Origin of the sequence: Niveibacterium microcysteis (genome assembly GCF_017161445.1) — a bacterium.
Lineage (GTDB): Bacteria > Pseudomonadota > Gammaproteobacteria > Burkholderiales > Rhodocyclaceae > Niveibacterium > Niveibacterium microcysteis.
Genome location: NZ_CP071060.1, coordinates 1,301,250 through 1,323,343 on the forward strand (window position 1 = coordinate 1,301,250; position 22,094 = coordinate 1,323,343).

Below are 22,094 nucleotides of genomic sequence, written 5' to 3' on the forward strand. Positions count from 1 at the left end.
TGCCTGGTACCGAGAGTCAAAACGAATACACCGCAGCAACCCCGACACAAGGTGGCTGGCGGTGGGCGTTGCTGTTCGTTTCCGCATTCGTGCTGCCATGGGCATTAGCTATCGGCTCGGTAAACGCGCTCGAAGCATGGCTGCCGGGTCGGGTGGCCACAGACCATTGGCGAAACTTCTCTTCGGCATGCTTCGTCTTGGGTGGTGCGGTTGCCGCAGGCCAGCTTATTCGGCTACCTCGTCAATACGGGTTTCGTTTCGCACTAGCAATTCTGGTTTTTCTTGGTGGTTTGTGGTTGGCATATACGTTTCAGCTCCGCTCAAACTGTGGTGATGAATCAAAATACGTTGGCACAGTTGAACAAACGCAAGTCGCATCATGTCAGTAGCCTCGGCTGGTCGGCCCTATGCGAACACGCCTAACCAGTCCGTCAACGGGACGCCAAAATGCTGCGCATTTTTGGTTCCCTCCGCTGCGCTCCGGCGCCCGTTACGTCCAACGTTATGCGTCTCCCGATGACGGCCTCTGACATTCTTCCCCTTGTAGAAAAGGCGTTTCCTTATGTGCCGCGCCCGGCACTAACGGACATTTCGTTCCATACCGATGGTTGCGCCCACTGTGAGATGTCATACCGCGAGCTAGCTCAACATCCCGGACCTCAGCTTTCTTTAGAGGTGGTTCGCTATCTATTTGACGAACTGTCTACGCTTTCCTCCGCCGCAACGCGTTGGGTCCTGCCTTCCTATCTGCGCCACGTGTTGAGCGAGTCGGACGCCATGGAAATGGCAACTGAGTTCTTGATTTACAGCCTCGCGCCACTTGCGGAGTACGAAGAAGAAACAAAACAAAGGCTTTCGCTTTTAAGCAAGCCACAAATTGAATGCCTGCTCGAATTAGTCGCCTACTGGCAGCACCACGAGCATTGGGGCATCTATTGCCCGGAGGAGCTAGATCGTGCAAAGCACTTTCTGCAGCAACTCAACGCATAACCAGTCCGTCAACGGGACGCCAAACCGCTGCGCAGTTTGGTTCCCTTCGCTGCGCTCCGGCGCCCGTTACGTCCAACGTTAGCCGTCAAACAATTCCAATCTCGTATAACGTCATGACCGAAATCAACCAAAGACTGCATCAATTAGCCGCCGATCGAAAACTCATTGCCTTCCTTAGCATCAGTATTTCGGTAGCGGTCCTTGCTGGCCTTTGGTTCGGCCGCTTTCCGCCCGGTGCTGTTGCGATCGTTTGGTTTTCGTTTGCCGCAATCCTTGTTCGTGCAATATCTTGGGCAACGCCAGAAGAAATCGCGCGCATTACGGCAGCAGCCGGCCACAGCAACGATGAAGCCGGCTAACCAGTCCGTCAACGGGACGCCAAAATGCTGCGCATTTTGGTTCCCTCCGCTGCGCTCCGGCGCCCGTTACGTCCAACGTTAGCCCGCACACAAATATGGTCCGCTTTTCAAACGGCGACGACGCTTTCGAATTGACGCTTGCCTCAGACGGAAACTCCGAACCGCAAATGGAAGCCGACGCCTATCTGACGGTTGCGGTGCGCTCAAATGGGTTCGCCGGGCACAACGACCTTTGGGTGGCCGGCCCAAGTCTCAGATCCTTCTGCTCCAGGCTCGTGGAGCTTGAGCGCACCCTTCGTGGTGAAGCAACGCTCAAATCCATCTCCCCAAACGAACTCAAGCTCGTCGTATCGTCGGTTACTTCGCGTGGCAACATTGCCGTTCATGGCACTACCGGCTACGAGGTCCAGCGCGAAAACAGCGCCTTCTGGCACTCGGTGTCGTTTGGGTTTGAATTCGAAGTCGCCCAACTTTCTCGGGCTGTGGCGCTCCCATGGTTCAAGCGCTATGCGGGCTAACAAGTCCGTCAACGGGACGCCAAACTGCTACGCAGTTTGGTTCCCTCCGCTGCGCTCCGGCGCCCGTTACGTCCAACGTTAGAGGTCATCCGTTTTGAGGTGGCTCCCACTTGTCATGAGCGTTAGCCTGTCGCTGTTGGCAACAGTCGCGGGCGCAGACTGCTTGGAATCTGCGGTTCGCGAGCGTGCGTTGTTAGCAGGCACGCAGTTTGCGAACTCGATCGCCTGTGACGTTGAAGCGAACCCCAAATATTTAGTCGCCCTTCACCGGTGGGACAACTGTTCGATCGAAACCCGCGACTCCGCGCTGTTCGTCCTGCTTTGGCATGGTGATGTTGGCTGCAATGGGGGCAGTGGCAGCTATTCGCCGCAAGTAACAACGATACGTATCGGCGCGGGAGACACATTCTTTGCAGATCCAGTTCTATCAACGCCTGTCGTTAAGTTCCCAGTCCCAACACATTACGTTGAACGAGTGGTCTCCCACGGAGACAGACATCTTGTGCTCGAATTCACGCATTGGCACCGCTCCTGGCTATCGAGCGCGGAACGCGATGAACCCGACGTGGCAACATTGGAGCTTCAGAACGACGGAAATTGGCGCCTGAAGAAGTGATGTCAGCGACCTCTAACAAGTCCGTCAACGGGACGCCAAACTGCTGCGCAGTTTGGTTCCCTCCGCTGCGCTCCGGCGCCCGTTACGTCCAACGCTAGGTGCTTAATGCTTCGATCGCTTCCCGCGCGAATTGCTTGCTCTTTCTGCCTTGGCCTCGTCTGCGCTTTCCTTCATTTCGCTGGGCCAATGGTTGAGCTTCCGCGGTGGCTTCCCGAGGTGGTCTACCTGGGAATAGTCTCCGCCGTCTTAGTGGCTGTCTCTCAGGCGCTCGGCACGCTCTCCCTCTGGCAAGTCGTGGCACATAGCATTCCCGTCACTGCGGTCACGGTTGTGCTCGCTCGCGCCATGGGCGGCCCGCTCGGGCCATTCATTCGCCCAGTTGCCGCAGTCTGGCTTGGCGCAGCGCTCATATGGGCCATGTCTTACTACCGGCGCTCCAGCGGCCGCGCTAACCTCAATGCAAATTAGCGCCGCACCTAACAAGTCCGTCAACGGGACGCCAAACTGCTGCGCAGTTTGGTTCCCTCCGCTGCGCTTCGGCGCCCGTTACGTCCAACGTTAGCCACTTGCTCTGTTTAGCCAAATTCCAGTTGGCACCTGGTGAAACGCTATCCGTGCGCAGGGCGTTTTGCGGGGCGCCGCAACGCTCCAGTTCTTCCGAGGGTCATCACACTGCTGGGCATCGTCTCACTCAACAGCTGCGGGCTTCGAGTGCGGCGCCTTCATCGGTTGGTGGTGGTCTGGGCGCTCCAGGCTTGTGGCGTTCAGGGCTTGCGGTTCGCATGGCAACGCACTTTTGGGCTGGTGCAAGAGTGAGGGCTTTTTCCCTTGCCGGCGCTGTTGGCGGTGCGGTTCAATTTGCTCGGCGCCTTGTGCCTTCGGCCCGCCGCTCGGTGGCTCAATCGGGCAGCGGTTGCGCGGCTAACAAGGCAGTCAACCGGACACCCAAATGCTGCGCATTTGGGTTCCCTCCGCTGGCGCTCCGGTGCCGGTTACTTCCACGTTAGGTGTCTATGTCCCTTCCTTCGGAACAGCAAAGGAAAGGCTTGTGCGAGTTAATGCACAACGCGTTCGTAGAGCTTCGCTATCTCGATGGCGAGCAAGCGCACGATCTGGCGTATGCGTTTCACAATTTGCCGTTGGAAATGTATGGCTGGGGGCACTGGAGCAGCGAGGAATTCATCGGCCGACTTCGTTACTACCAATCGAAGCACCACGGAAATTTGGGTTTTAACTACGTTGATGCCGCCCAGAAACTTCTTAACCCCGCCACCTAACAGGTCAGTCAACCGGACACCAAAATGCTGCGCATTTTGGTCCCCTCGGCTGCGCCTCGGTGCCGGTTACTTTCAACTACAAGGGCTTCCCCAGTAGTCAAGGCGAACTGATCCAACGGCCACGCAACACGTGGCCGTTTTGCTTCCTGCCAAACCGCTTTGTTCTTCCGGTCGTTGGGCTGCGTCGCTCGATTGAGTGAGGGGTACGGACTGCGACACTACAAACGGTCATCGATGCAGCGCTTGTGGCTGCGGACCCTGATGAAAGACGCGCGCGGGGGCCTCATTCGTTAGTCGCGGAAAGCGCTTGCTTCCGCCACGAGTTAAACAGGACATGCCTCGCGCGGGTCCAACCCTGGCTCATCAACGCGTGCCGTCTCGATCGGCGGGAAACGAGTTAGTCGGCAATGAGTTCAAACGTGTCGCCGCGTGCAAGACAGGCCCACGCCAGTCTTGCGTTCTTGGCCGCGACGGCGATCACGGCGCGCCAGTAGCCGCGTCGCACTGCGAGTGCGCGCGCCCAGCGGCTGATGCGATCTTCACGCTGGGCGGCCAGCGCCAACACCGCACGAGCGCCCATCACCAGCAGGCTTCGCAAGTAGGCATCCCCGGCTTTGGTGATGCGCCCCAGGCGTGACTTGCCGCCTGAGCTGTATTGACCCGGTACGAGTCCGAGCCAGGCAGCGAACTGCCGTCCGTTCTTGAATTCGTGGCCGTTGCCAATGCTCGCCACCAGGGCGCCCGCGCTGGTCTCGCCGACACCAGGCAGGGCCATCAGGCGTGTGATGCGCCGATCCTGCCTTGCGATCTGACGCAGCTTGGTGTCGTAGGCATTGATGCGTTCGTCGAGCTGGGCGATGGTGACGAGCAGATCTTCGAGCGCTTCGCGCGCCAAGCTTGGCAGCGTCTCGATCGCAGCGCGCGCCTGACGGCGGACCACGCTCGCTTTGAGCGGCAGCACATGACCAAATTCGGCGAGCAACCCCCGCAGCCGGTTGATCATTGCCGTGCGCTCGGTGACAAAGCCTTGTCGGACCCGATGCAGCGTCAGATGCGCTTGTTGCGCTTCATCCTTCACCGGCACGAAACGCATCGCCGGCCGTTGCACCGCTTCGCAGATCGCAGCAGCGTCCGCCGCGTCGTTCTTGCCGCGCTTGCCTGAAAGCCGGTAAGGCACCACAAACTTGGGCGCCATCAAACGCACGGTGTGACCGAAGCGGGAAAATGCCCTCGCCCAATGGTGCGCGCCCGAGCATGCTTCCATGCCAATCAAGCAGGGCGGCAGTTGGGCGACAACCTCGAGCAACTTCTCGCGTCGTACCGAGGGTTGTACAAGGGCAGGTTTGCCGTGTTCATCCACGCCATGCAACGCAAACACGTTCTTGGCCAGATCGATTCCAAGGACCACAATTTTCATGGGCTTCCCCTCCATCGAGATGACGATGAGTTGTGCAATCCCATCGTGGCACTCAAAACGCGACGCCGCTCCACCGGCACCGCGGGATGGGGAATGCCCTTTCATTCGTTAGGCGCACAAGATTTACACGGCGCACTCAATAAAGAACAGAGAATTTGATGGCCGCAGACCTTAAGGAAGACCCGACGTTCTACGATCGCGCCGATAGCCACATTCACCTGGCGAATGAGCATTGCGCGAACATTGGTCGCGGCAAAGTGAGTGCCTCCATGATGTACGGCTGCGCGCGCTTCCAAGCCTGGAACGCCGCCTGCTGGGCCGAGAGCGCGGAAGAAATGAAGGCCAAGCGTGAAGAAACGATCAACTATTTTGTCGATCAATATCGGGCCATGCTTGAAGACAACGTAGACGACTACATCAACAACTTCGAGAAGTATGTCGGCGGCGCCTAACAAGTCCGTCAACGGGACACCCAAATGCTACGGATTTGGGTTCCCTCGGCTGCGCCTCGGCGCCCGTTACGTCCAACGTTAGGCAAGTTGCCCCATAGCTATGTCCGCTCGAAAACTCGGCGATGCCTTTTGTTCTCACCTTCACGAAAAGCACATGAAGGCGATGGGTTTTAAAAAACAAGGTAGAAATTTCACGAGAAAGTCCGAAGGCTATACGGAGCTGGTTTCAGTTCAAGGCAGTTCCTGGAATTCTGGTGATGAGCCTTGGCACTTTTACATCAATGTTGCCGTGGCGATTGATGGAGTCCCGCTACGAGAAACCTCAAAGTTTCATGCTGATGGCAGACTCGAACGACTGGCTCCCTCTGCACCAGCTGCGTACGACCTTACGGCGGCAAACCTTGAGTCACTTGCAATTGAAATTTCTGGGTATGTGATGGAGGCTTGTTGCCGCATACCCGATGCCCTACACGATGTGAGAACCCGTGCGTTACAGGGTTGGTACTCGCCGCTTCCCGTTCCCGATACTTGGCTAGATGAAGAATCTGCCTAACCCTGCAGTCAAGCGGACCGCCTGCAAGCTGGCGCTTGCAGGTTCCCTCCGCGCTTCGCGCTCCGGCGTCCGCTTACTTCCACGTTAGCCGTCTCGAATGAACGTCGCCCTCGAATTTCACGATTCAAATGTTGGCGCAATCCTTGGCGCTGACGGTTCACTTCGTGTCCTGTTTTCGAGGGCCTACACCCATCACTCCACGGGGCGCCCGGGTTTCGATGCAGGGTCGGGCTACTTACAACCGGCTGAGTTGGTTCTCTCCCAAGCCGTTTTGTCGGGGCCCGCGGCTGGTTGCGTCGGCCGCGTTTCGGACGGTGAGCTTGTTGTCGACGGTCAGCCCATGTCGCTTGTCCCGCTACCATTCACCGCGTCGGGAAATGTCACTCTCTCACTCACCTTCACATCCGGCGCCAGCATTTCTGTCTCTGCCGCATCCGTGTCGTCCTGGGCTACTGGAGAAGGCGAGTTCATTGAAACCTATGCCGCCGGCTAACAGTGCAGTCAACCGGACACCAAACTGCTACGCAGTTTGGTTCCCTCCGCTGCGCTCCGGTGCCGGTTACTTTCAACGTTGGGCGTCACCGGCTAGGGCATCCCGAGATCTTGACGCGTAACTACACCGTAGTTACAGTCACTTCATGACTACACTTCACTTCGAGTGGGACGAGCCGAAGGCCAAGGCCAACATCAAGAAGCACGGTGTGAGCTTCGAAGAAGCCAAGACCGTCTTCTACGACGACCGGGCAAGGCTAATCGCAGACCCGGACCATTCCGAAGACGAAGAGCGGTTCATCCTCCTGGGCTACAGCTCAGGCCTGAAACTGCTTGTCGTGTGCCATTGCTACCGCACGTCCGAGAACGTAATTCGCATCATCTCGGCTCGAAAAGCCACGAAGCAAGAGGCCGCGTCCTACTGAAAAGGTGCAAGCCATGCGCGCTGAATACGACTTCTCGAAATCCACGAAGAACCCCTACGCTCCGCAGCTCAAGAAGCAAATCACCATCCGCTTGGACGAAGAGTGCATCAACTACTTCAAATCCATCTCTGAAGACGTTGGCATCCCCTACCAAAGCCTCATCAACCTGTACCTCCGGGACTGCGCTGCGTCGAACCGCAAGCTCAATCTCAAGTGGAAGTGACGCCCAACCAGTCCGTCAACGGGACGCCAAACTGCTGCGCAGTTTGGTTCCCTCCGCTGCGCTCCGGCGCCCGTTACGTCCAACGTTGGGCCTCTCATGCATAAGCTCGACCATCAGTCCGAGGAACAATGGGTTCCGCATTCCCACGCTCCGGTTTTCGCCGTTGAAACCACGTCAGTTCATACCCAGCGTATCGTTGCCGGTGTTCCAGGTGGCGACGCCGCGGTATTGCTCAAGCTCATCGAATGCATAACGCCACCGTTCTTCGCGCTATACGTGTTGCACACACCGCGCGGCGAGGGGGAGCCTGGCCGCTATCAAAGCCCAAGACTTGAACTACCCGAACTCCAAGCATTCATTTCGCAGTATTCGTCGTTCTTCGCCGCCGACGCGCGCTTCGATCTTTGGGTGCATTCGCCGGCGGATGGCGCCACGATAGTCTGGGATCGTCACAACCTCATCTATGGCTACGGCCCGATCGAGTGTTTTAGTAATGCTCTCTGTAGCCTAGGCTTTTCGCAAGGGACAAAACCAACTCTTGGCCCACATGCGCATCATTACCGCCACGAATTTGATTCGGAGGCGCGGGCTATCCTCGCGGCATTCCCGTGGCAATATTCTTCGCTTCAACCGGAGGACGAACAGTGACCCCAAGGCCCAACCCGGCGCTCAACCTCGCTCCCTTTGGTCGCTGGACGCTGCGCGATAAAGCCGCGCAGCGCCGGTTAGCTCTACTACAAGGGCTTCCCCAGTAGTCAAGGCGAACTGATCCAACGGCCACGCAACACGTGGCCGTTTTGCTTCCTGCCAAACCGCTTTGTTCTTCCGGTCGTTGGGCTGCGTCGCTCGATTGAGTGAGGGGTACGGACTGCGACACTACAAACGGTCATCGATGCAGCGCTTGTGGCTGCGGACCCTGATGAAAGACGCGCGCGGGGGCCTCATTCGTTAGTCGCGGAAAGCGCTTGCTTCCGCCACGAGTTAAACAGGACATGCCTCGCGCGGGTCCAACCCTGGCTCATCAACGCGTGCCGTCTCGATCGGCGGGAAACGAGTTAGTCGGCAATGAGTTCAAACGTGTCGCCGCGTGCAAGACAGGCCCACGCCAGTCTTGCGTTCTTGGCCGCGACGGCGATCACGGCGCGCCAGTAGCCGCGTCGCACTGCGAGTGCGCGCGCCCAGCGGCTGATGCGATCTTCACGCTGGGCGGCCAGCGCCAACACCGCACGAGCGCCCATCACCAGCAGGCTTCGCAAGTAGGCATCCCCGGCTTTGGTGATGCGCCCCAGGCGTGACTTGCCGCCTGAGCTGTATTGACCCGGTACGAGTCCGAGCCAGGCAGCGAACTGCCGTCCGTTCTTGAATTCGTGGCCGTTGCCAATGCTCGCCACCAGGGCGCCCGCGCTGGTCTCGCCGACACCAGGCAGGGCCATCAGGCGTGTGATGCGCCGATCCTGCCTTGCGATCTGACGCAGCTTGGTGTCGTAGGCATTGATGCGTTCGTCGAGCTGGGCGATGGTGACGAGCAGATCTTCGAGCGCTTCGCGCGCCAAGCTTGGCAGCGTCTCGATCGCAGCGCGCGCCTGACGGCGGACCACGCTCGCTTTGAGCGGCAGCACATGACCAAATTCGGCGAGCAACCCCCGCAGCCGGTTGATCATTGCCGTGCGCTCGGTGACAAAGCCTTGTCGGACCCGATGCAGCGTCAGATGCGCTTGTTGCGCTTCATCCTTCACCGGCACGAAACGCATCGCCGGCCGTTGCACCGCTTCGCAGATCGCAGCAGCGTCCGCCGCGTCGTTCTTGCCGCGCTTGCCTGAAAGCCGGTAAGGCACCACAAACTTGGGCGCCATCAAACGCACGGTGTGACCGAAGCGGGAAAATGCCCTCGCCCAATGGTGCGCGCCCGAGCATGCTTCCATGCCAATCAAGCAGGGCGGCAGTTGGGCGACAACCTCGAGCAACTTCTCGCGTCGTACCGAGGGTTGTACAAGGGCAGGCTTGCCGTGTTCATCCACGCCATGCAACGCAAACACGTTCTTGGCCAGATCGATTCCAAGGACCACAATTTTCATGGGCTTCCCCTCCATCGAGATGACGATGAGTTGTGCAATCCCATCGTGGCACTCAAAACGCGACGCCGCTCAAGCGGCACCGCGGGATGGGGAATGCCCTTTCATTCGTTAGGGCTCAAAGTGACGTCCCCCCAATCCTTCCTTTGCTCGGTCTGCGGCAAGTCGCATGAAGGGGCACCCACAGACACCGCCTTCGCGCTCCCCGACGATGTTTGGGCGCTACCAGAAGAACAACGGTCTGCGCGTGCAAAGTGGACTTCTGACCTCTGTCAGTTTGGTGAGAGGTATTTCATTCGTTGTCTCTTGCCGGTTCCGTTCAGTGACACCTCCGGTTATTACGGCTGGGGCGCCTGGGCTGAGGTGGAATGGCCGGTATTTGAGCGCTACCTTGCCATCTACGAAGTAGACGCCACCGATGAGCCGGAAGCCAAAGGCCTCTTGGCAAACAACATCAAAGAATATGGCGCCACGCTCGGTCTGCCTGTACGAATTCGCTTTGGCATAAGCAGCCAGCGCCCGAAGCTCGCTTTTGCGCAAAGCGAATCGCATGCGCTGGCGCGGGAAATTCAAGCAGGCATGCCGGCCTCCCGGTATCACCAGATACTAGTGTCTCGGGGCAATGCATGAGCCCTAACAATTCCGTCGAGAGGGACGTCCGAAAAGCTGCGCTTTTCGGTCCCCTCCGCCGCTTCGCGGCTCCGGCCGCCCCTCACGTCAAACGTTAGGCCGCATATGGCTCGTCCACATCATCAACTGCTGTTCACGCTAGATTGGTCAGATGCAGCCCTGCAGGAGCTTGTCGTAGTCGCTCGCAGTGATCATTTCTCAGGCGTTATCAGTTTGTATGTGGCGCCAGGCGAACTTCCAGATCTAGCTGAGCGTTTGAGCGGATTTCCTACATCGCACGCTGACCAGAGAGAATTCACGCTAGGTCAAACAAACATCCCGAGCCTTGGGCAAATACAGGTCACGTTTAGCTGTCGCGATTCAACGGGGCATGTGGGCGTGCATATCAAGATGTTCTGTGCCCCCTCCGATCCATCAGACAAGCCAGAGTCTTGCGCCATATTCCTTGTCGTCGTTCCTTCTGACATCGACCGTTTTGTCAACGAACTGCGATTGCTAGATGAAGAGGGCCAGACGGCAACATTGGAAAATGCGGCCTAACCAGTCCGTCAACGGGACGCCAAACTGCTACGCAGTTTGGTTCCCTCCGCTGCGCTCCGGCGCCCGTTACGTCCAACGTTAGGCATCAAGAGGAGGGAGAATCGAACCATGAGCCGAGTCCAATCGCTTCCCATCTGGCTGAAGGCCAATTGGTTCTTCCTCGCCGCCGCCTTGGTGGTGGCCACCGACATGGTGGCGCTCCACACTCCCAAGTGGTCGTCACCTCGCCTGCTCGAGGTCGGACTGCTTTCAGATCTCGCCCTAGTTGTTCCCGGCCTGTATCTGGCTTGCTATTGGCGTCGCGGCAAGCCCGCTTATCTGCGGGCCATTGCATTGGCATCTCTGGGGTTCTGGTGTGCCTCCAAGTTGCTGCCAGAGTCTGGTCAATTCATCATTCATTCTCTTTGGTCCGTCCGCTATCTGGCGCTTGCCGTCATTCTCTTGGTTGAGTTCAAGGTCATGCTCGCCGTCTATCGCTCTGTGTTCGCTGGAGCGTCGCGTCAGGAGGCAGCGGCCTCGCTGCAGGCGCAAGCTGGTATGCCAGCCTGGGCAGCCAAGCTTGCCGCAGCCGAAGCAGCCTTCTGGCGCAGCGTGGTCCACAAGGCAACCGCCTTGTTCCGTAGGGGCGGCCGTGATGCCTAACATCTCCGTCAAGGGGACCTGCCTGCGGCAGGCCCCTTACGTCGGACTACAAGGGCTTCCCCGGTAGTCAAGGCGAACTGATCCAACGGCCACGCAACACGTGGCCGTTTTGCTTCCTGCCAAACCGCTTTGTTCTTCCGGTCGTTGGGCTGCGTCGCTCGATTGAGTGAGGGGTACGGACTGCGACACTACAAACGGTCATCGATGCAGCGCTTGTGGCTGCGGACCCTGATGAAAGACGCGCGCGGGGGCCTCATTCGTTAGTCGCGGAAAGCGCTTGCTTCCGCCACGAGTTAAACAGGACATGCCTCGCGCGGGTCCAACCCTGGCTCATCAACGCGTGCCGTCTCGATCGGCGGGAAACGAGTTAGTCGGCAATGAGTTCAAACGTGTCGCCGCGTGCAAGGCAAGCCCACGCCAGTCTTGCGTTCTTGGCCGCGACAGCGATCACGGCGCGCCAGTAGCCGCGTCGCACTGCGAGTGCGCGCGCCCAGCGGCTAATGCGATCTTCACGCTGGGCGGCCAGCGCCAACACCGCACGAGCGCCCATCACCAGCAGGCTTCGCAAGTAGGCATCCCCGGCTTTGGTGATGCGCCCCAGGCGTGACTTGCCGCCTGAGCTGTATTGACCCGGTACGAGTCCGAGCCAGGCAGCGAACTGCCGTCCGTTCTTGAATTCGTGGCCGTTGCCAATGCTCGCCACCAGGGCGCCCGCGCTGGTCTCGCCGACACCAGGCAGGGCCATCAGGCGTGTAATGCGCCGATCCTGCCGCGCGATCTGACGCAGCTTGGTGTCGTAGGCATTGATGCGTTCGTCGAGCTGGGCGATGGTGACGAGCAGATCTTCGAGCGCGTCACGCGCCAAGCTTGGCAGCGTCTCGATCGCCGCACGCGCCTGACGGCGGACAACGCTCGCTTTGAGCGGCAGCACATGGCCAAATTCGGCGAGCAACCCACGCAGGCGGTTGATCATTGCCGTGCGCTCGGTGACAAAGCCTTGTCGGACCCGATGCAGCGTCAGATGCGCTTGTTGCGCTTCATCCTTCACCGGCACGAAACGCATCGCCGGCCGTTGCACCGCTTCGCAGATCGCAGCGGCGTCCGCCGCGTCGTTCTTGCCGCGCTTGCCTGAAAGCCGGTAAGGCACCACAAACTTGGGCGCCATCAAACGCACGGTGTGACCGAAGCGGGAAAATGCCCTCGCCCAATGGTGCGCGCCCGAGCATGCTTCCATGCCGATCAAGCAGGGCGGCAGTTGGGCGACAACCTCGAGCAACTTCTCGCGTCGTACCGAGGGTTGTACAAGGGCAGGTTTGCCGTGTTCATCCACGCCATGCAACGCAAACACGTTCTTGGCCAGATCGATTCCAAGGACCACAATTTTCATGGGCTTCCCCTCCATCGAGATGACGATGAGTTGTGCAATCCCATCGTGGCACTCAAAACGCGACGCCGCTCCACCGGCACCGCGGGATGGGGAATGCCCTTTCATTCGTTAGGCGCCTGGGATGAACGATCTATCTAACCTTCTCTATACAGAACAAGAGCTGGATCTGTTGCGGCGACTTTCCGGGCAAGAAGTTACGTGGGTCAAAGCAGAAAACCATCTTTTCATTGACATTGCCTGCCAGTCCGGATTTGGGATTTCTGCTGAACCTGAAGAGGTTTGGGTGTCGTCGCGGAGCTTCGACGAAGTGGGCTACTCGTGGGTTAAACGCGCAAAACTGCGCGAAGAAGAGTACGGTGCAAACCAAGAGCCGAAAGCGGATTCCAATGTGGCGGCGGGTATTGCTACGGACATTGCCATTTTGCGATGCGCGGTCGTCTTTTCTGAGGAGACTCCCAACGAGCCGCTTGAATCCGGAAATGCAAATCTGGATCGAATGGTCGAGAGTTTGGAGAAGAGATTTCGGAGTAGAACATTCAATACAACCCTTATTAATCCTGAACTGCTTTTCAGCTCGGGAGAACCCCAAAGATGCTCGCTCGTCGACATTGGGTTCATGGTGAAGATAGGCAGTAGGCTGGTTAGTGTCGCCACGTTCGATAACGCGTTCTTTCTTGATCGGCCGTTGATTGCGGCCGAGCATCTAGACGCTGCATTCTTTCAGACGTACGCACGCTTGCCTCTACTTCCAGCCGACCGTGGCAACTAGTCTCGCTTACCAGCAGCCGCCTAACAGTGCAGTCAACCGGACACCAAACTGCTGCGCAGTTTGGTTCCCTCCGCTGCGCTCCGGTGCCGGTTACTTTCAACGTTAGCAGTCATAGAAAATTCGGAGCAGACATGAAGATTACGGTAGAGAAATTCGTTCGCGCTCCGAGTAAGAGCGTATGGAAGGCATATACAACCCCAGAAGACATCGTCCATTGGAACGCCGCGTCCGATGACTGGCATACGACCAAGTCCAGTGTAGACCTGCGTGTCGGCGGGCAGTTTTCTTCGAGAATGCAGGCAAAGGACGGAAGCTTTGGCTTTGACTTTGCCGGTACCTATACCAAAGTCATTCCGAACCAGTTGCTCGAGTACTCGTTTGGTGACAGGGCTGCGACGGTAGAGTTCATCGAGGCGCCAGGTGGGGTAGATGTCAGAGTCACCTTCGACGCCGAAACCACGCATTCCGTCGAGCAGCAGCAAGGTGGTTGGCAGGCGATCCTTAACAACTTTGCGCGCTACGTTGAGGCGAAGGTTCAAAGTGCTGGCGGCTGACCATTCGTTGCAGGTGCGACGGCCCAGACGGGCCGCGGCCTGAGCTCAAGCGTTGCCGCGAGGCGCGAACGTCGGCTTTTGTTGTGTGTTCGTTGAGCGCGCGGGCGAGCGCCAACGACCGCTATTGGCCGTTAGGAGGCGAGGGGAGGGGCAGAGCCGGTGCCCGCTACCGCTGCGGAGCGGCCGTTCATGACGTTGCGCGCTGGTGTTTCTTGCGGCAGCGAGCGGGCTATCCGGTGACATGGTTAAACTGTGGACGCTGTGAATCAGCCAAAAAGGATTGCTAAAGTGACGTCGGATCGCCTCGCTCTTGCGGTTATCGCAGTTGTCGTCGTGGGCGGAGGCCTCGTCTTGCTCCGGTGCGCCAAGCGGTATCGCGACGAAAGGGGCCGTCGCCTCGGCGATCGCGCGCGAGATTGACTCCCCTGAGCTTTGTCATTGCCCGTCGGTCACCGCGGTCTTTGATGAGGACTGGGACGCCGCAAGTGATAATTCTCGCCCGTTTGGGTCGTTGCGGGCTCCTTACTCGGATCTTGGCCCGACGGACGCCCTATGCGCACGCAGAGCTACAAGGCATAGGAAATCCGGTTCGCAAAGATCCTGAGTCCCTAGGCCGCGCAAGGCTTTGACACTGTTAGTTGTCCGCCTTTTGCGACCGAGATTTTGGACTAACGTACTGACGGATAAGTAAAACTCACTGGATTGTGATTCCAGGTGTCACCGGTTCGATCCCGGTATGTCGCCCCAAGCTTTCCCAAGAAAAACCCGCCTTCTGGCGGGTTTTTCGCTTTCTGCGGAAGCATGGTGCCGGTTCGCAATTCTCACTTCACTGGCTTGCAGACGTCGCCCTTGCGCTTGCGGGTGTATTCTTGCGTCATGTCGTAGGCTTCATGTCCAAGGAGCCGTTGCGCAGCCTCCAGGCCCTCGCTGTTGCGCTTGTCTGTGGTTGCTTTCGCGCGAAGATCGCGGAACTGAATCGACAGTAATCGGGCTCGGGCTTTCTCGTCACTCGCGCGTTTGGCAGCGCGCTTTCGCGCCCTGTTGAAGCGATAACGGAGCTGCGCCTTGCCGATGGGCCGACCTCCTTCATCGACCAGCAAGGACGCCGTTGCAGCGCCGCCGCTTTGACGTTTGCGTTCACGGATCCTTTGAATCAGCTTGTCCAGTGGGCCGCTGAGTTCGATTGCGACTTCGGCCCCAGTCCTGGATTGGTGGACTGCCCCTAGTCGAGGCGGGGCAGTCCAGCATCAAGGTCGTCGTCCACCGTGTATATTCGGCTTATAGCGATCGCACGGAGTGCTGCTGTCCGCGAGACCATGGCTGACGAATCCAGCTCCATGCGTTTGATGGCCGCGCGGCTTCGCGACCATCGCGAGTCGGACTGTCCCCGAATGCCTCCGCTGAGACAACCTTTGACCGAGGTCTGAAGCGGGACAGCGTCTCTGTCTGCTTTGAGCCAAATAGCCTTTGCGAGATCCCGGATGATTCAGACGGTGCGTCTTGAGCACTCTCCGACTTATGACTAGAGCGTTGTGTAAGGAACTCGGACTTGGACCGCTATGGCGCTTGCGCGGTGCTGCGGCGAATGCGTTGCGAGTTGTTGGCGCGCCAATAGATAGCACAGATCATTTAGTGGATGGGGGTTCGGGCGATGAGGTTCGCGCTTCCGCTTCGCTGGGGGTCGCCCGCTTCGGAGACTCTACCTCGAGTCTTGTGTCGGCAGTCGGCAAACTCGGTAAGGATTTTTCGAAGGGTCTCCCTGATGTGTGGGGGTGGTCCGAAATCAAAATGGCAGTTTCCGAATGTGTGCATTGCCGGTTGTGCGAGCAACGTAACCATGCGGTAGTTGGGGTCGGTGACCAACAGGCCGACTGGCTTTTTGTTGGTGAGGGTCCCGGCGCCGAGGAGGACCTGCGCGACGAACCGTTTGTAGGCCAAGCCGGGAAGCTGCTCGATGCGATGCTTGCTGGTCTGGGGATTGCGCGGGGGCACGGCGTTTATATTGCCAACGCGGTGAAATGCCGGCCGCCGAATAATCGCACGCCCGAGCCGGATGAGATCGAGGCGTGTTTCCCCTATCTGCAGCGGCAGATCGAGTTGATTCGGCCGCGTGTCATCGTCGCGCTAGGCCGGCCGGCTGCACAGGCTTTGTTGAAACAAGAAATTCGGATCGGTGCAGCGCGCGGGCAAGTGTTCCGATTTGGCGAGATCCCGGTGGTGGTGACCTACCATCCGGCCTATCTGCTACGGAATCCAGCCGATAAGGGCAAGGCGTGGGCGGACTTGTGTTTTGCCCGAAAGACCTTGGCGTCGTCGCCGCCCAAGGTGAAAGAGACAGCCTGAACTCTTCGAGTTGCGCTAGGCGGTTCAGTCCGTTGAACTCCGCGAGCCGGCCTAGTGCCGGCAATCGTCCAGCTGGCTGACGGAGTCCCGTTCGCGCTGATTGGCCTCGTGCCGGAGTTTGACGAGGAAGATGGTGCCGGCGACGAAGGCGCCGAACATGACGATCACCGCGTGGACCGACAGGCCGCCCCAGATCAGCAGGGCGTAGAGGCCGGTCATGGCCAGGATGCTCAGGTTCTCGTTGAAGTTCTGAACGGCGATTGAGTGGCCGGCGCCCATCAGGATGTGGCCGCGGTGCTGCAGCAGCGCATTCATCGGAACGACAAAGAAACCTGCCAGCGCGCCGATGATGACCATCAGGAACATCGCGAGCCGGATGTCGTGCACGAAGATCATGACGTTCACGATCAGACCCATCGCGATACCGACAGGCAGCACGCTGATCGATCGCCGCATCGAGATGATTCGGGCTGCCAATATCGAACCGAGTGCAACCCCAAGCGCGAAAACGCCCTGAATCATCGACGCCTTGGAGAGACTCAGGTGCAGGTTCTCCTCTCCCCATTTGATGACGATGAACTGCAGGGTCGCACCGGCGCCCCAGAACAAGGTGGTTACGGCCAGCGTGATTTGGCCCAGGCGGTCGCGCCACAGCAGCCGGCTGCAATGTACGAACTCATGCATCAGGTAGATCGGACCGCTACGTAGTGGTTTGTGGTCGACGCCGGTGTCCGGGATGCGCAGATTGATGATCGCGGCGACTGCGTAGAGTACGGCGATGATGGAAATAGCGAGTTCGCCACGGGTATCGATGCCGGTATCGATGCCGGGGAAGTCGAACGCAAGCATCTTTCCGACAAAGCTTGGCTCGATCAGCAGGCCACCCACCAAGGTGCCGATGACGATTGCCCCGACGGTCAGGCCTTCGATCCAGCCGTTGGCGACGACCAGCAACCGCGCTGGCAAGAGTTCGGTGAGGATGCCGTACTTCGCAGGCGAGTAGGCTGCCGCGCCGAGGCCGACAACTGCGTAGGCGAGCAAGGGGTGGACACCGAAGAACATCATGCCGCAGCCGAGTACCTTGATGCCGTTACTGATCAGCATCACGCGCCATTTGGGCATCGAGTCGGCGAACGCGCCCACGAAGGCCGCCAAGACGACGTAGGACACCGTGAAGAAGAGCTTCAGCAGCGGTTCGTATGCCGCCGGTGCCTGCATATCCCGCAGGATCGCAATCGCTGCGATGAGCAAAGCACTGTCGCCAAGCGCAGAAAAGAACTGCGCGGCCATGATGATGTAGAAGCCTGGGGTCATCCTGATACTGTTCGCGTGGCCCCGGAGGGACGCGGCTTTATATCACGAACGCGTGACTCGGCCGAATCGGCGAAGGCGCTCGGGCTGCGTCGCTGGCGGCCCCGCCTGATTTGTGATGCAATCGTGCGCTGCAAAAACCCTTGTTTGACGGGCTTTTCGGGGGCGTCCGCGGCAATGCAGAACCCTGCCTGCATATCGGAGCCCTTTTCCCGTCAGGAGCATCCACCATGGCAACCATGGCCGACCGCCGGTTACAGGTATTCCTGGCCGTCGCGAAACACCGTTCATTCACGCGCGCGGCTGAAGCGCTTTACATGACTCAGCCGGCCGTCACCTTCCAGATCAAACAGCTGGAGGAGCATTTCAACACGCGCCTGCTCGACCGCGGCTACGGCAAGGTCACTCTTACGCCCGCTGGCGAGATCGTGCTGGACTACGCCGAACGCATCCTTGGCATGAGTGCCGAGATGGAAGATCAGGTTGCGGGCCTGACGCAGGAGCCCAACGGCGTCGTGTCGGTGGGCCTTTCGCCAACCATCGCGTCGTACTGGCTGCCTTCGCTGTTGGACGGTTTCAAGCGTCAGTACCCTAAAGTGGTGCCGCGAGTCTTCGTGGGCAACTCCGAATGGGTTGAGCGTCGCGTGGCTGACAAGGAGCTGGACGTCGGCCTCGTCGAGCTGGAGTCCTCAGACGCAGGCATTGAATGCCGCGAAGTGGGGCGCGACGAGTTGTTCGCGATCGTGCCGCCGGGTCATGTGCTGGCCCGCCATGTTCGCGTGCGGGCCGATGATCTGGTCGGACTGCCCTTCATCGATCGTGACCCCGGTGCGGCGATTCGCGAGGCTGCGGAGCGTTTCTTCCGCGAAGCCGGATTCCCGCCCGAAAACCTCGATGTAACCGCGGAGCTCTCCAGCCTCTCGACGATCAAGCACCTTGTGCAGCAGGGCGTTGGTTTCGCGATTGCCGCGCGCGCATCGATTGAAAAAGATGTCCAGAGCGGCCGTCTGGTTGCATTGCCGCTCGAGCCGCATCTCTATGAGACCTTATCGGTGCTGCTGCCGAAGGACAAGTTCCGCTCGCGTGTCGTAACGATCTTCGCCGACTTCGCGACCGAGCACCTCAAGTCGCGGGGGATCAATCGCGATGCCTAGACCGATTCGGGCAACGATCGACCTGCCTGCTTTCCGTCACAACTACCTGCGAGCGAAAGCGCTCGCCCCAGCCGCCAAAGCCTGGGCCGTGGTCAAGGCGAACGCCTATGGCCATGGCTTGGTGCGGTGCGCGCAAGCGATCGCCGATGTCGCTGATGGTTACGCGATGCTGGATTTCGCCGAGGCCGTCGCCTTGCGCGAGGCTGGTTTCAAGCAACCGCTGCTGATGCTGGAAGGTGCGTTCGACAGCGCGGATACGCGCATGGCCGGCGCGCTGGGCGTGAGCCTCGCGGTACACGAAGCCGAGCAAATCCGGATGCTGGAGACCGAGCCGCTGGAGCGGCCGGTAGACGTGTTTCTCAAGCTCAATACCGGCATGAACCGGCTCGGTTTCGCGCCCGAGCAGGCGGGTGCGTTGAGTGCGCGCCTGAAGGCGGCGCGCAACGTCGCCAGCGTGACCTTGATGACGCACTTCGCGCGTGCCGACGATGAAACCGGTATCGCAGGCCAGCTCGCACGCTTTGACGCCGCCGCGGCAAGCCTTGGCCTGCCGCACAGCATTGCCAATTCGGCGGCCTTGCTGCGTTTCCCGGAGGCTGCACGCGATGGCGTGCGTCCGGGCATCATGCTCTACGGCGGCTCGCCGATGCCGGATCTGAAGTCGGCTGCGTCGCTCGACCTGCGTCCGGCGATGCATCTAGAGTCACGCCTGATTGCCGTGCAGCAGATCGAAGCTGGCGAAGCCGTCGGTTATGGCGCCCGCTTCGTGGCGGAGAAGCCGACTCGCGTGGGCATCGTTGCTTGCGGCTACGCCGATGGTTATCCGCGCCATGCATTGACCGGCACGCCTATCCTCGTGGATGGGCAGCGTACTCGCACCCTTGGTCGGGTATCGATGGACATGCTGGCCTGCGACCTGACCGACTTGCCGAATGCCGCGGTTGGCAGTGAAGTGGTGCTGTGGGGCCGCGGTTTGCCGGCCGACGAGGTTGCCAGTGCGGCGGGCACGATCAGCTACGAGTTGTTCTGCGCACTCGCCAATCGCGTGCCAGTCAGCGTCATCGGCGCGGCTTGATGGCGAAGGTCAAGACGGTTTACCAGTGCACCGAATGCGGTGCGCAGGCGCCGCGCTGGCAGGGGCAGTGCCCCGGCTGCGCGCAATGGAACACCCTTGTTGAGTCGATTGCAGCACCAGCAGGTGGGGCTGCCAGCCGTTTCACCGCCCTCGCGGGCGAAGTCAGCCAGATCAAGAAGCTGGCGGATTTCACGCCGCAGGAACACTCGCGCTTTGCGACCGGCATTGAGGAGTTTGACCGTGTGCTGGGCGGCGGTCTCGTCGCCGGCGGTGTTGTGCTAATTGGTGGCGATCCCGGCATCGGCAAGTCCACCCTGTTGCTCCAGGCGCTGGCCACACTGTCGCTGCACTGCAAGGCGGTGTACGTGAGCGGGGAGGAGTCGGGCGAGCAGGTGGCGCTGCGCGCGCAGCGCCTGCAGCTGGATGCCGCAGCGCTGGAAATGCTGCCGGAGATCAACCTCGAGCGCATTCTCGACACCCTCAAGACGCAGAAGCCGCGGCTCGCGGTGATCGACTCGATCCAGACGCTGTACTCCGAGGTGCTGCAGTCGGCACCCGGCTCGGTGGCTCAAGTGCGTGAATGCGCCGCGCAGCTCACCCGGTTTGCCAAGCAGAGCGGGTGTGCGCTGGTGCTGGTAGGTCATGTCACCAAGGATGGTTCGCTGGCCGGCCCACGTGTGCTGGAGCACATCGTCGATGCGGTGCTGTACTTCGAGGGCGACACGCAATCGAGCTTCCGTCTGGTGCGCGCGTTCAAGAACCGTTTCGGGGCGGTGAACGAACTGGGCGTCTTTGCCATGACCGACAAGGGCTTGCGCGGCGTCAGCAACCCCTCCGCGATCTTCCTGTCGCAGCACGAACAGGATGTTTCGGGCGCGTGTGTACTGGTGACGCAAGAAGGCACGCGGCCCTTGCTGGTCGAAGTACAGGCGTTGGTGGACCCCGCCCATGCGCCAAGCCCACGGCGGCTCAGTGTTGGTCTTGAGCAGAACCGTCTGGCGATGCTGCTTGCGGTGCTGCATCGCCATGCCGGCATCATGTGCGCGGACCAGGATGTGTTCGTCAATGCGGTGGGCGGTGTGCGGATCGGCGAGCCTGCGGCGGACCTGGCAGTGTGCCTTGCGATCGTTTCGTCGCTGCGAAACAAGCCGCTGCGTCGCGATTTGGCGATGTTCGGCGAGGTTGGTCTGGCCGGCGAGATCCGCCCCGCACCGCGCGGGCAAGAGCGCTTGCGCGAGGCGGCCAAGCTGGGGTTTCGCGTTGCCCTCGTACCGAAGGCCAATCTGCCGAAGCAGGCGATTGCCGGCATCGAAGTCATCGGAGTCGACCGGATCGAGGATGCGCTGAGCAAGGCGCGCGAACTCGAGGCTTGAGGGCCGTACCTGCCGCCGATTTGATCTGGCCGGTGTCCCGAACACCGGCGTCAATCTAGAATTCAATATTTCCCCCTTCGGCTTCGCGCCGGCAAAAACCGAAAACAAGGAGTTCCCATGCGCAAGACCTACGTCATCGGCAACTGGAAAATGAACGGCAACAAGGCCGCCAACAAGGCGCTGCTGGATGGCCTCAAGGCAGGCGTACCCGCTGCCAAGGCTGGTGTGGCCATCGCCGTTTGCCCGCCGTTCGCTTATCTCGAGTCGGTGATCGCCGAAACCGCCGGTTCCGTGATCGGGGTGGGTGCGCAGGATGTGTCGGAATACGACAAGGGCGCCTATACCGGCGAAGTGTCGGTGTCGATGCTCAAGGATGTTGGCGTGACCTACGCCGTGATCGGCCACTCCGAGCGCCGTGCCCTGTTCGGTGAGACCGACGAGTGGGTTGGCAAGAAGACCGCTGCGGCGCTGGCCGGCGGCCTGGTGCCGGTGGTGTGTGTCGGCGAAACCGAAGCCGAGCGCGTTGGCAACCAGACCGAAGCCGTGCTGGCGAAGCAACTCGACGCGATGCTGGCTGCTGTGCCGAACGCTGCTCCGGGTTCGATCGTGATTGCCTACGAACCGGTCTGGGCGATCGGTACCGGCAAGACCGCTACGCCGGAAATGGCCCAGGAAACGCACGCCTTCATCCGCAACTACATCAAGAAGGCTGGCGATGCCTTTGCCGCTGAAACGGCGATCCTCTACGGCGGCAGCGTCAAGGCCAGCAACGCGCTGGGCCTGTTCGCGATGCCGGACATCGATGGCGGTCTCGTCGGCGGCGCATCGCTGATCGTTGAGGAGTTCGTTGGCGTCTACAACGGCGCTGCCGAAGCCTTCGCCAAGCGCTAAGCACAGCGCACTGACAGAAAAAAGGGGCGCC

The 22,094-nt window shown here is 59.9% G+C and carries 24 protein-coding genes, 1 tRNA gene and 1 pseudogene; 21 read left to right on the plus strand and 5 right to left on the minus strand.

What is annotated here, in order from left to right:
* Positions 1 to 516 precede the first annotated feature (516 nt).
* The 5 genes from JY500_RS06025 to JY500_RS06045 all read left to right on the plus strand — a co-directional run bounded on the left by JY500_RS06025 (position 517) and on the right by JY500_RS06045 (position 3,760).
* Positions 517 to 990: a DUF6714 family protein gene (locus tag JY500_RS06025; RefSeq protein ID WP_206255506.1), complete on the plus strand. Its 474-nt coding sequence runs from the start codon at positions 517 to 519 to the stop codon at positions 988 to 990.
* A 113-nt stretch (positions 991 to 1,103) separates the two neighbouring features.
* Positions 1,104 to 1,349 (plus strand): hypothetical protein, encoded by a 246-nt coding sequence (locus JY500_RS06030; RefSeq protein WP_172205381.1) that lies wholly within the window; start codon positions 1,104 to 1,106, stop codon positions 1,347 to 1,349.
* 167 nt (positions 1,350 to 1,516) lie between these two features.
* Positions 1,517 to 1,867, plus strand: a complete 351-nt coding sequence (locus JY500_RS06035) for a hypothetical protein (RefSeq protein WP_206255508.1) — start codon at positions 1,517 to 1,519, stop codon at positions 1,865 to 1,867.
* A 115-nt stretch (positions 1,868 to 1,982) separates the two neighbouring features.
* Positions 1,983 to 2,483 (plus strand): hypothetical protein, encoded by a 501-nt coding sequence (locus JY500_RS06040; protein ID WP_206255509.1) that lies wholly within the window; start codon positions 1,983 to 1,985, stop codon positions 2,481 to 2,483.
* 1,013 nt (positions 2,484 to 3,496) lie between these two features.
* Positions 3,497 to 3,760 (plus strand): hypothetical protein, encoded by a 264-nt coding sequence (locus JY500_RS06045; RefSeq protein ID WP_206255511.1) that lies wholly within the window; start codon positions 3,497 to 3,499, stop codon positions 3,758 to 3,760.
* A gap of 397 nt (positions 3,761 to 4,157) precedes the next feature.
* On the opposite strand, the gene JY500_RS06050 is transcribed toward JY500_RS06045, so the two are convergent.
* The gene (locus JY500_RS06050; RefSeq protein ID WP_206255513.1) at positions 4,158 to 5,177 is read right to left on the minus strand and encodes an IS110 family RNA-guided transposase; all 1,020 of its coding nucleotides are present in this window, start codon (positions 5,175 to 5,177) and stop codon (positions 4,158 to 4,160) included.
* 158 nt (positions 5,178 to 5,335) lie between these two features.
* Here JY500_RS06050 and JY500_RS06055 point away from each other — a divergent pair, with 158 nt between their 5' ends.
* From JY500_RS06055 to JY500_RS06075, 5 genes are all read left to right on the plus strand, one after another.
* Entirely contained in the window at positions 5,336 to 5,629 is a 294-nt protein-coding gene (locus JY500_RS06055) for a DUF3144 domain-containing protein (protein ID WP_206255514.1), read from the plus strand.
* Positions 5,630 to 5,783: 154 nt separating this feature from the next.
* Complete coding sequence (locus tag JY500_RS06060) at positions 5,784 to 6,182, plus strand: DUF4304 domain-containing protein (protein WP_206255516.1); 399 nt, start codon at positions 5,784 to 5,786, stop codon at positions 6,180 to 6,182.
* Between the two features lie 638 nt (positions 6,183 to 6,820).
* Positions 6,821 to 7,099, plus strand: coding sequence for a BrnT family toxin (locus JY500_RS06065; protein ID WP_206255517.1), 279 nt, complete (start codon positions 6,821 to 6,823; stop codon positions 7,097 to 7,099).
* A gap of 13 nt (positions 7,100 to 7,112) precedes the next feature.
* Positions 7,113 to 7,322, plus strand: coding sequence for a BrnA antitoxin family protein (locus JY500_RS06070; protein WP_206255518.1), 210 nt, complete (start codon positions 7,113 to 7,115; stop codon positions 7,320 to 7,322).
* 96 nt (positions 7,323 to 7,418) lie between these two features.
* Positions 7,419 to 7,970: a hypothetical protein gene (locus JY500_RS06075; protein ID WP_206255519.1), complete on the plus strand. Its 552-nt coding sequence runs from the start codon at positions 7,419 to 7,421 to the stop codon at positions 7,968 to 7,970.
* A gap of 407 nt (positions 7,971 to 8,377) precedes the next feature.
* Here the strand turns inward: JY500_RS06075 and JY500_RS06080 are convergent, their stop codons facing one another.
* Positions 8,378 to 9,397, minus strand: a complete 1,020-nt coding sequence (locus JY500_RS06080) for an IS110 family RNA-guided transposase (protein ID WP_206255513.1) — start codon at positions 9,395 to 9,397, stop codon at positions 8,378 to 8,380.
* Between the two features lie 93 nt (positions 9,398 to 9,490).
* Between JY500_RS06080 and JY500_RS06085 the strand changes: the two genes are divergently transcribed.
* The 3 genes from JY500_RS06085 to JY500_RS06095 all read left to right on the plus strand — a co-directional run bounded on the left by JY500_RS06085 (position 9,491) and on the right by JY500_RS06095 (position 11,206).
* The gene (locus tag JY500_RS06085) at positions 9,491 to 10,024 is read left to right on the plus strand and encodes a DUF2199 domain-containing protein (RefSeq protein ID WP_206255521.1); all 534 of its coding nucleotides are present in this window, start codon (positions 9,491 to 9,493) and stop codon (positions 10,022 to 10,024) included.
* 105 nt (positions 10,025 to 10,129) lie between these two features.
* Complete coding sequence (locus JY500_RS06090; RefSeq protein ID WP_206255522.1) at positions 10,130 to 10,564, plus strand: hypothetical protein; 435 nt, start codon at positions 10,130 to 10,132, stop codon at positions 10,562 to 10,564.
* 108 nt (positions 10,565 to 10,672) lie between these two features.
* Positions 10,673 to 11,206: a hypothetical protein gene (locus tag JY500_RS06095; RefSeq protein WP_206255524.1), complete on the plus strand. Its 534-nt coding sequence runs from the start codon at positions 10,673 to 10,675 to the stop codon at positions 11,204 to 11,206.
* A 367-nt stretch (positions 11,207 to 11,573) separates the two neighbouring features.
* Here the strand turns inward: JY500_RS06095 and JY500_RS06100 are convergent, their stop codons facing one another.
* The gene (locus tag JY500_RS06100) at positions 11,574 to 12,593 is read right to left on the minus strand and encodes an IS110 family RNA-guided transposase (protein WP_206255526.1); all 1,020 of its coding nucleotides are present in this window, start codon (positions 12,591 to 12,593) and stop codon (positions 11,574 to 11,576) included.
* 121 nt (positions 12,594 to 12,714) lie between these two features.
* Here JY500_RS06100 and JY500_RS06105 point away from each other — a divergent pair, with 121 nt between their 5' ends.
* From JY500_RS06105 to JY500_RS06115, 3 genes are all read left to right on the plus strand, one after another.
* On the plus strand, positions 12,715 to 13,362 hold the full coding sequence (locus tag JY500_RS06105) for a hypothetical protein (protein ID WP_206255528.1): 648 nt from the start codon (positions 12,715 to 12,717) through the stop codon (positions 13,360 to 13,362).
* Positions 13,363 to 13,493: 131 nt separating this feature from the next.
* A complete protein-coding gene (locus JY500_RS06110; protein WP_206255529.1) occupies positions 13,494 to 13,916 on the plus strand; it encodes an SRPBCC family protein in 423 nt (140 codons plus the stop codon).
* A 651-nt stretch (positions 13,917 to 14,567) separates the two neighbouring features.
* Positions 14,568 to 14,663, plus strand: a tRNA-His gene (locus JY500_RS06115).
* A 74-nt stretch (positions 14,664 to 14,737) separates the two neighbouring features.
* Here the strand turns inward: JY500_RS06115 and JY500_RS06120 are convergent.
* A pseudogene (locus JY500_RS06120) lies at positions 14,738 to 15,124 on the minus strand (tyrosine-type recombinase/integrase); the annotation flags it as partial.
* A gap of 310 nt (positions 15,125 to 15,434) precedes the next feature.
* On the opposite strand from JY500_RS06120, the gene JY500_RS06125 reads away from it, so the two are divergent.
* A complete protein-coding gene (locus JY500_RS06125) occupies positions 15,435 to 16,259 on the plus strand; it encodes a uracil-DNA glycosylase (RefSeq protein ID WP_206255531.1) in 825 nt (274 codons plus the stop codon).
* Positions 16,260 to 16,310: 51 nt separating this feature from the next.
* Here the strand turns inward: JY500_RS06125 and lplT are convergent, their stop codons facing one another.
* Complete coding sequence (lplT, locus tag JY500_RS06130) at positions 16,311 to 17,573, minus strand: lysophospholipid transporter LplT (RefSeq protein ID WP_172198244.1); 1,263 nt, start codon at positions 17,571 to 17,573, stop codon at positions 16,311 to 16,313.
* A gap of 227 nt (positions 17,574 to 17,800) precedes the next feature.
* Here lplT and JY500_RS06135 point away from each other — a divergent pair, with 227 nt between their 5' ends.
* From JY500_RS06135 to tpiA, 4 genes are all read left to right on the plus strand, one after another.
* Positions 17,801 to 18,724, plus strand: coding sequence for a LysR family transcriptional regulator (locus JY500_RS06135; protein WP_371814558.1), 924 nt, complete (start codon positions 17,801 to 17,803; stop codon positions 18,722 to 18,724).
* Complete coding sequence (gene alr / locus JY500_RS06140) at positions 18,717 to 19,799, plus strand: alanine racemase (protein WP_206255532.1); 1,083 nt, start codon at positions 18,717 to 18,719, stop codon at positions 19,797 to 19,799. Before JY500_RS06135 ends, alr begins: the two co-directional genes overlap by 8 nt.
* A complete protein-coding gene (radA, locus tag JY500_RS06145; protein WP_206255534.1) occupies positions 19,799 to 21,172 on the plus strand; it encodes a DNA repair protein RadA in 1,374 nt (457 codons plus the stop codon). The genes alr and radA overlap by 1 nt, the downstream gene beginning before the upstream one ends.
* 117 nt (positions 21,173 to 21,289) lie before the next feature.
* Positions 21,290 to 22,063 carry a triose-phosphate isomerase gene (tpiA, locus tag JY500_RS06150; protein WP_172198251.1) on the plus strand — a complete coding sequence of 258 codons (774 nt, stop codon included), beginning with the start codon at positions 21,290 to 21,292 and terminating at the stop codon, positions 22,061 to 22,063.
* Positions 22,064 to 22,094: the final 31 nt, after the last annotated feature.

Bases quoted from the DNA above. Each gene is read 5' to 3' on its own strand.
- JY500_RS06025 (WP_206255506.1), top strand. From the start codon at position 517: ATGACGGCCTCTGACATTCTTCCCCTTGTAGAAAAGGCGTTTCCTTAT.
- JY500_RS06030 (WP_172205381.1), top strand. From the start codon at position 1,104: ATGACCGAAATCAACCAAAGACTGCATCAATTAGCCGCCGATCGAAAA.
- JY500_RS06035 (WP_206255508.1), top strand. From the start codon at position 1,517: ATGGAAGCCGACGCCTATCTGACGGTTGCGGTGCGCTCAAATGGGTTC.
- JY500_RS06040 (WP_206255509.1), top strand. From the start codon at position 1,983: ATGAGCGTTAGCCTGTCGCTGTTGGCAACAGTCGCGGGCGCAGACTGC.
- JY500_RS06045 (WP_206255511.1), top strand. From the start codon at position 3,497: ATGTCCCTTCCTTCGGAACAGCAAAGGAAAGGCTTGTGCGAGTTAATG.
- JY500_RS06050 (WP_206255513.1), bottom strand. From the start codon at position 5,177: ATGAAAATTGTGGTCCTTGGAATCGATCTGGCCAAGAACGTGTTTGCG.
- JY500_RS06055 (WP_206255514.1), top strand. From the start codon at position 5,336: ATGGCCGCAGACCTTAAGGAAGACCCGACGTTCTACGATCGCGCCGAT.
- JY500_RS06060 (WP_206255516.1), top strand. From the start codon at position 5,784: ATGAAGGCGATGGGTTTTAAAAAACAAGGTAGAAATTTCACGAGAAAG.
- JY500_RS06065 (WP_206255517.1), top strand. From the start codon at position 6,821: ATGACTACACTTCACTTCGAGTGGGACGAGCCGAAGGCCAAGGCCAAC.
- JY500_RS06070 (WP_206255518.1), top strand. From the start codon at position 7,113: ATGCGCGCTGAATACGACTTCTCGAAATCCACGAAGAACCCCTACGCT.
- JY500_RS06075 (WP_206255519.1), top strand. From the start codon at position 7,419: ATGCATAAGCTCGACCATCAGTCCGAGGAACAATGGGTTCCGCATTCC.
- JY500_RS06080 (WP_206255513.1), bottom strand. From the start codon at position 9,397: ATGAAAATTGTGGTCCTTGGAATCGATCTGGCCAAGAACGTGTTTGCG.
- JY500_RS06085 (WP_206255521.1), top strand. From the start codon at position 9,491: ATGCCCTTTCATTCGTTAGGGCTCAAAGTGACGTCCCCCCAATCCTTC.
- JY500_RS06090 (WP_206255522.1), top strand. From the start codon at position 10,130: ATGGCTCGTCCACATCATCAACTGCTGTTCACGCTAGATTGGTCAGAT.
- JY500_RS06095 (WP_206255524.1), top strand. From the start codon at position 10,673: ATGAGCCGAGTCCAATCGCTTCCCATCTGGCTGAAGGCCAATTGGTTC.
- JY500_RS06100 (WP_206255526.1), bottom strand. From the start codon at position 12,593: ATGAAAATTGTGGTCCTTGGAATCGATCTGGCCAAGAACGTGTTTGCG.
- JY500_RS06105 (WP_206255528.1), top strand. From the start codon at position 12,715: ATGAACGATCTATCTAACCTTCTCTATACAGAACAAGAGCTGGATCTG.
- JY500_RS06110 (WP_206255529.1), top strand. From the start codon at position 13,494: ATGAAGATTACGGTAGAGAAATTCGTTCGCGCTCCGAGTAAGAGCGTA.
- JY500_RS06125 (WP_206255531.1), top strand. From the start codon at position 15,435: ATGACTAGAGCGTTGTGTAAGGAACTCGGACTTGGACCGCTATGGCGC.
- lplT (WP_172198244.1), bottom strand. From the start codon at position 17,573: ATGACCCCAGGCTTCTACATCATCATGGCCGCGCAGTTCTTTTCTGCG.
- JY500_RS06135 (WP_371814558.1), top strand. From the start codon at position 17,801: ATGGCAACCATGGCCGACCGCCGGTTACAGGTATTCCTGGCCGTCGCG.
- alr (WP_206255532.1), top strand. From the start codon at position 18,717: ATGCCTAGACCGATTCGGGCAACGATCGACCTGCCTGCTTTCCGTCAC.
- radA (WP_206255534.1), top strand. From the start codon at position 19,799: ATGGCGAAGGTCAAGACGGTTTACCAGTGCACCGAATGCGGTGCGCAG.
- tpiA (WP_172198251.1), top strand. From the start codon at position 21,290: ATGCGCAAGACCTACGTCATCGGCAACTGGAAAATGAACGGCAACAAG.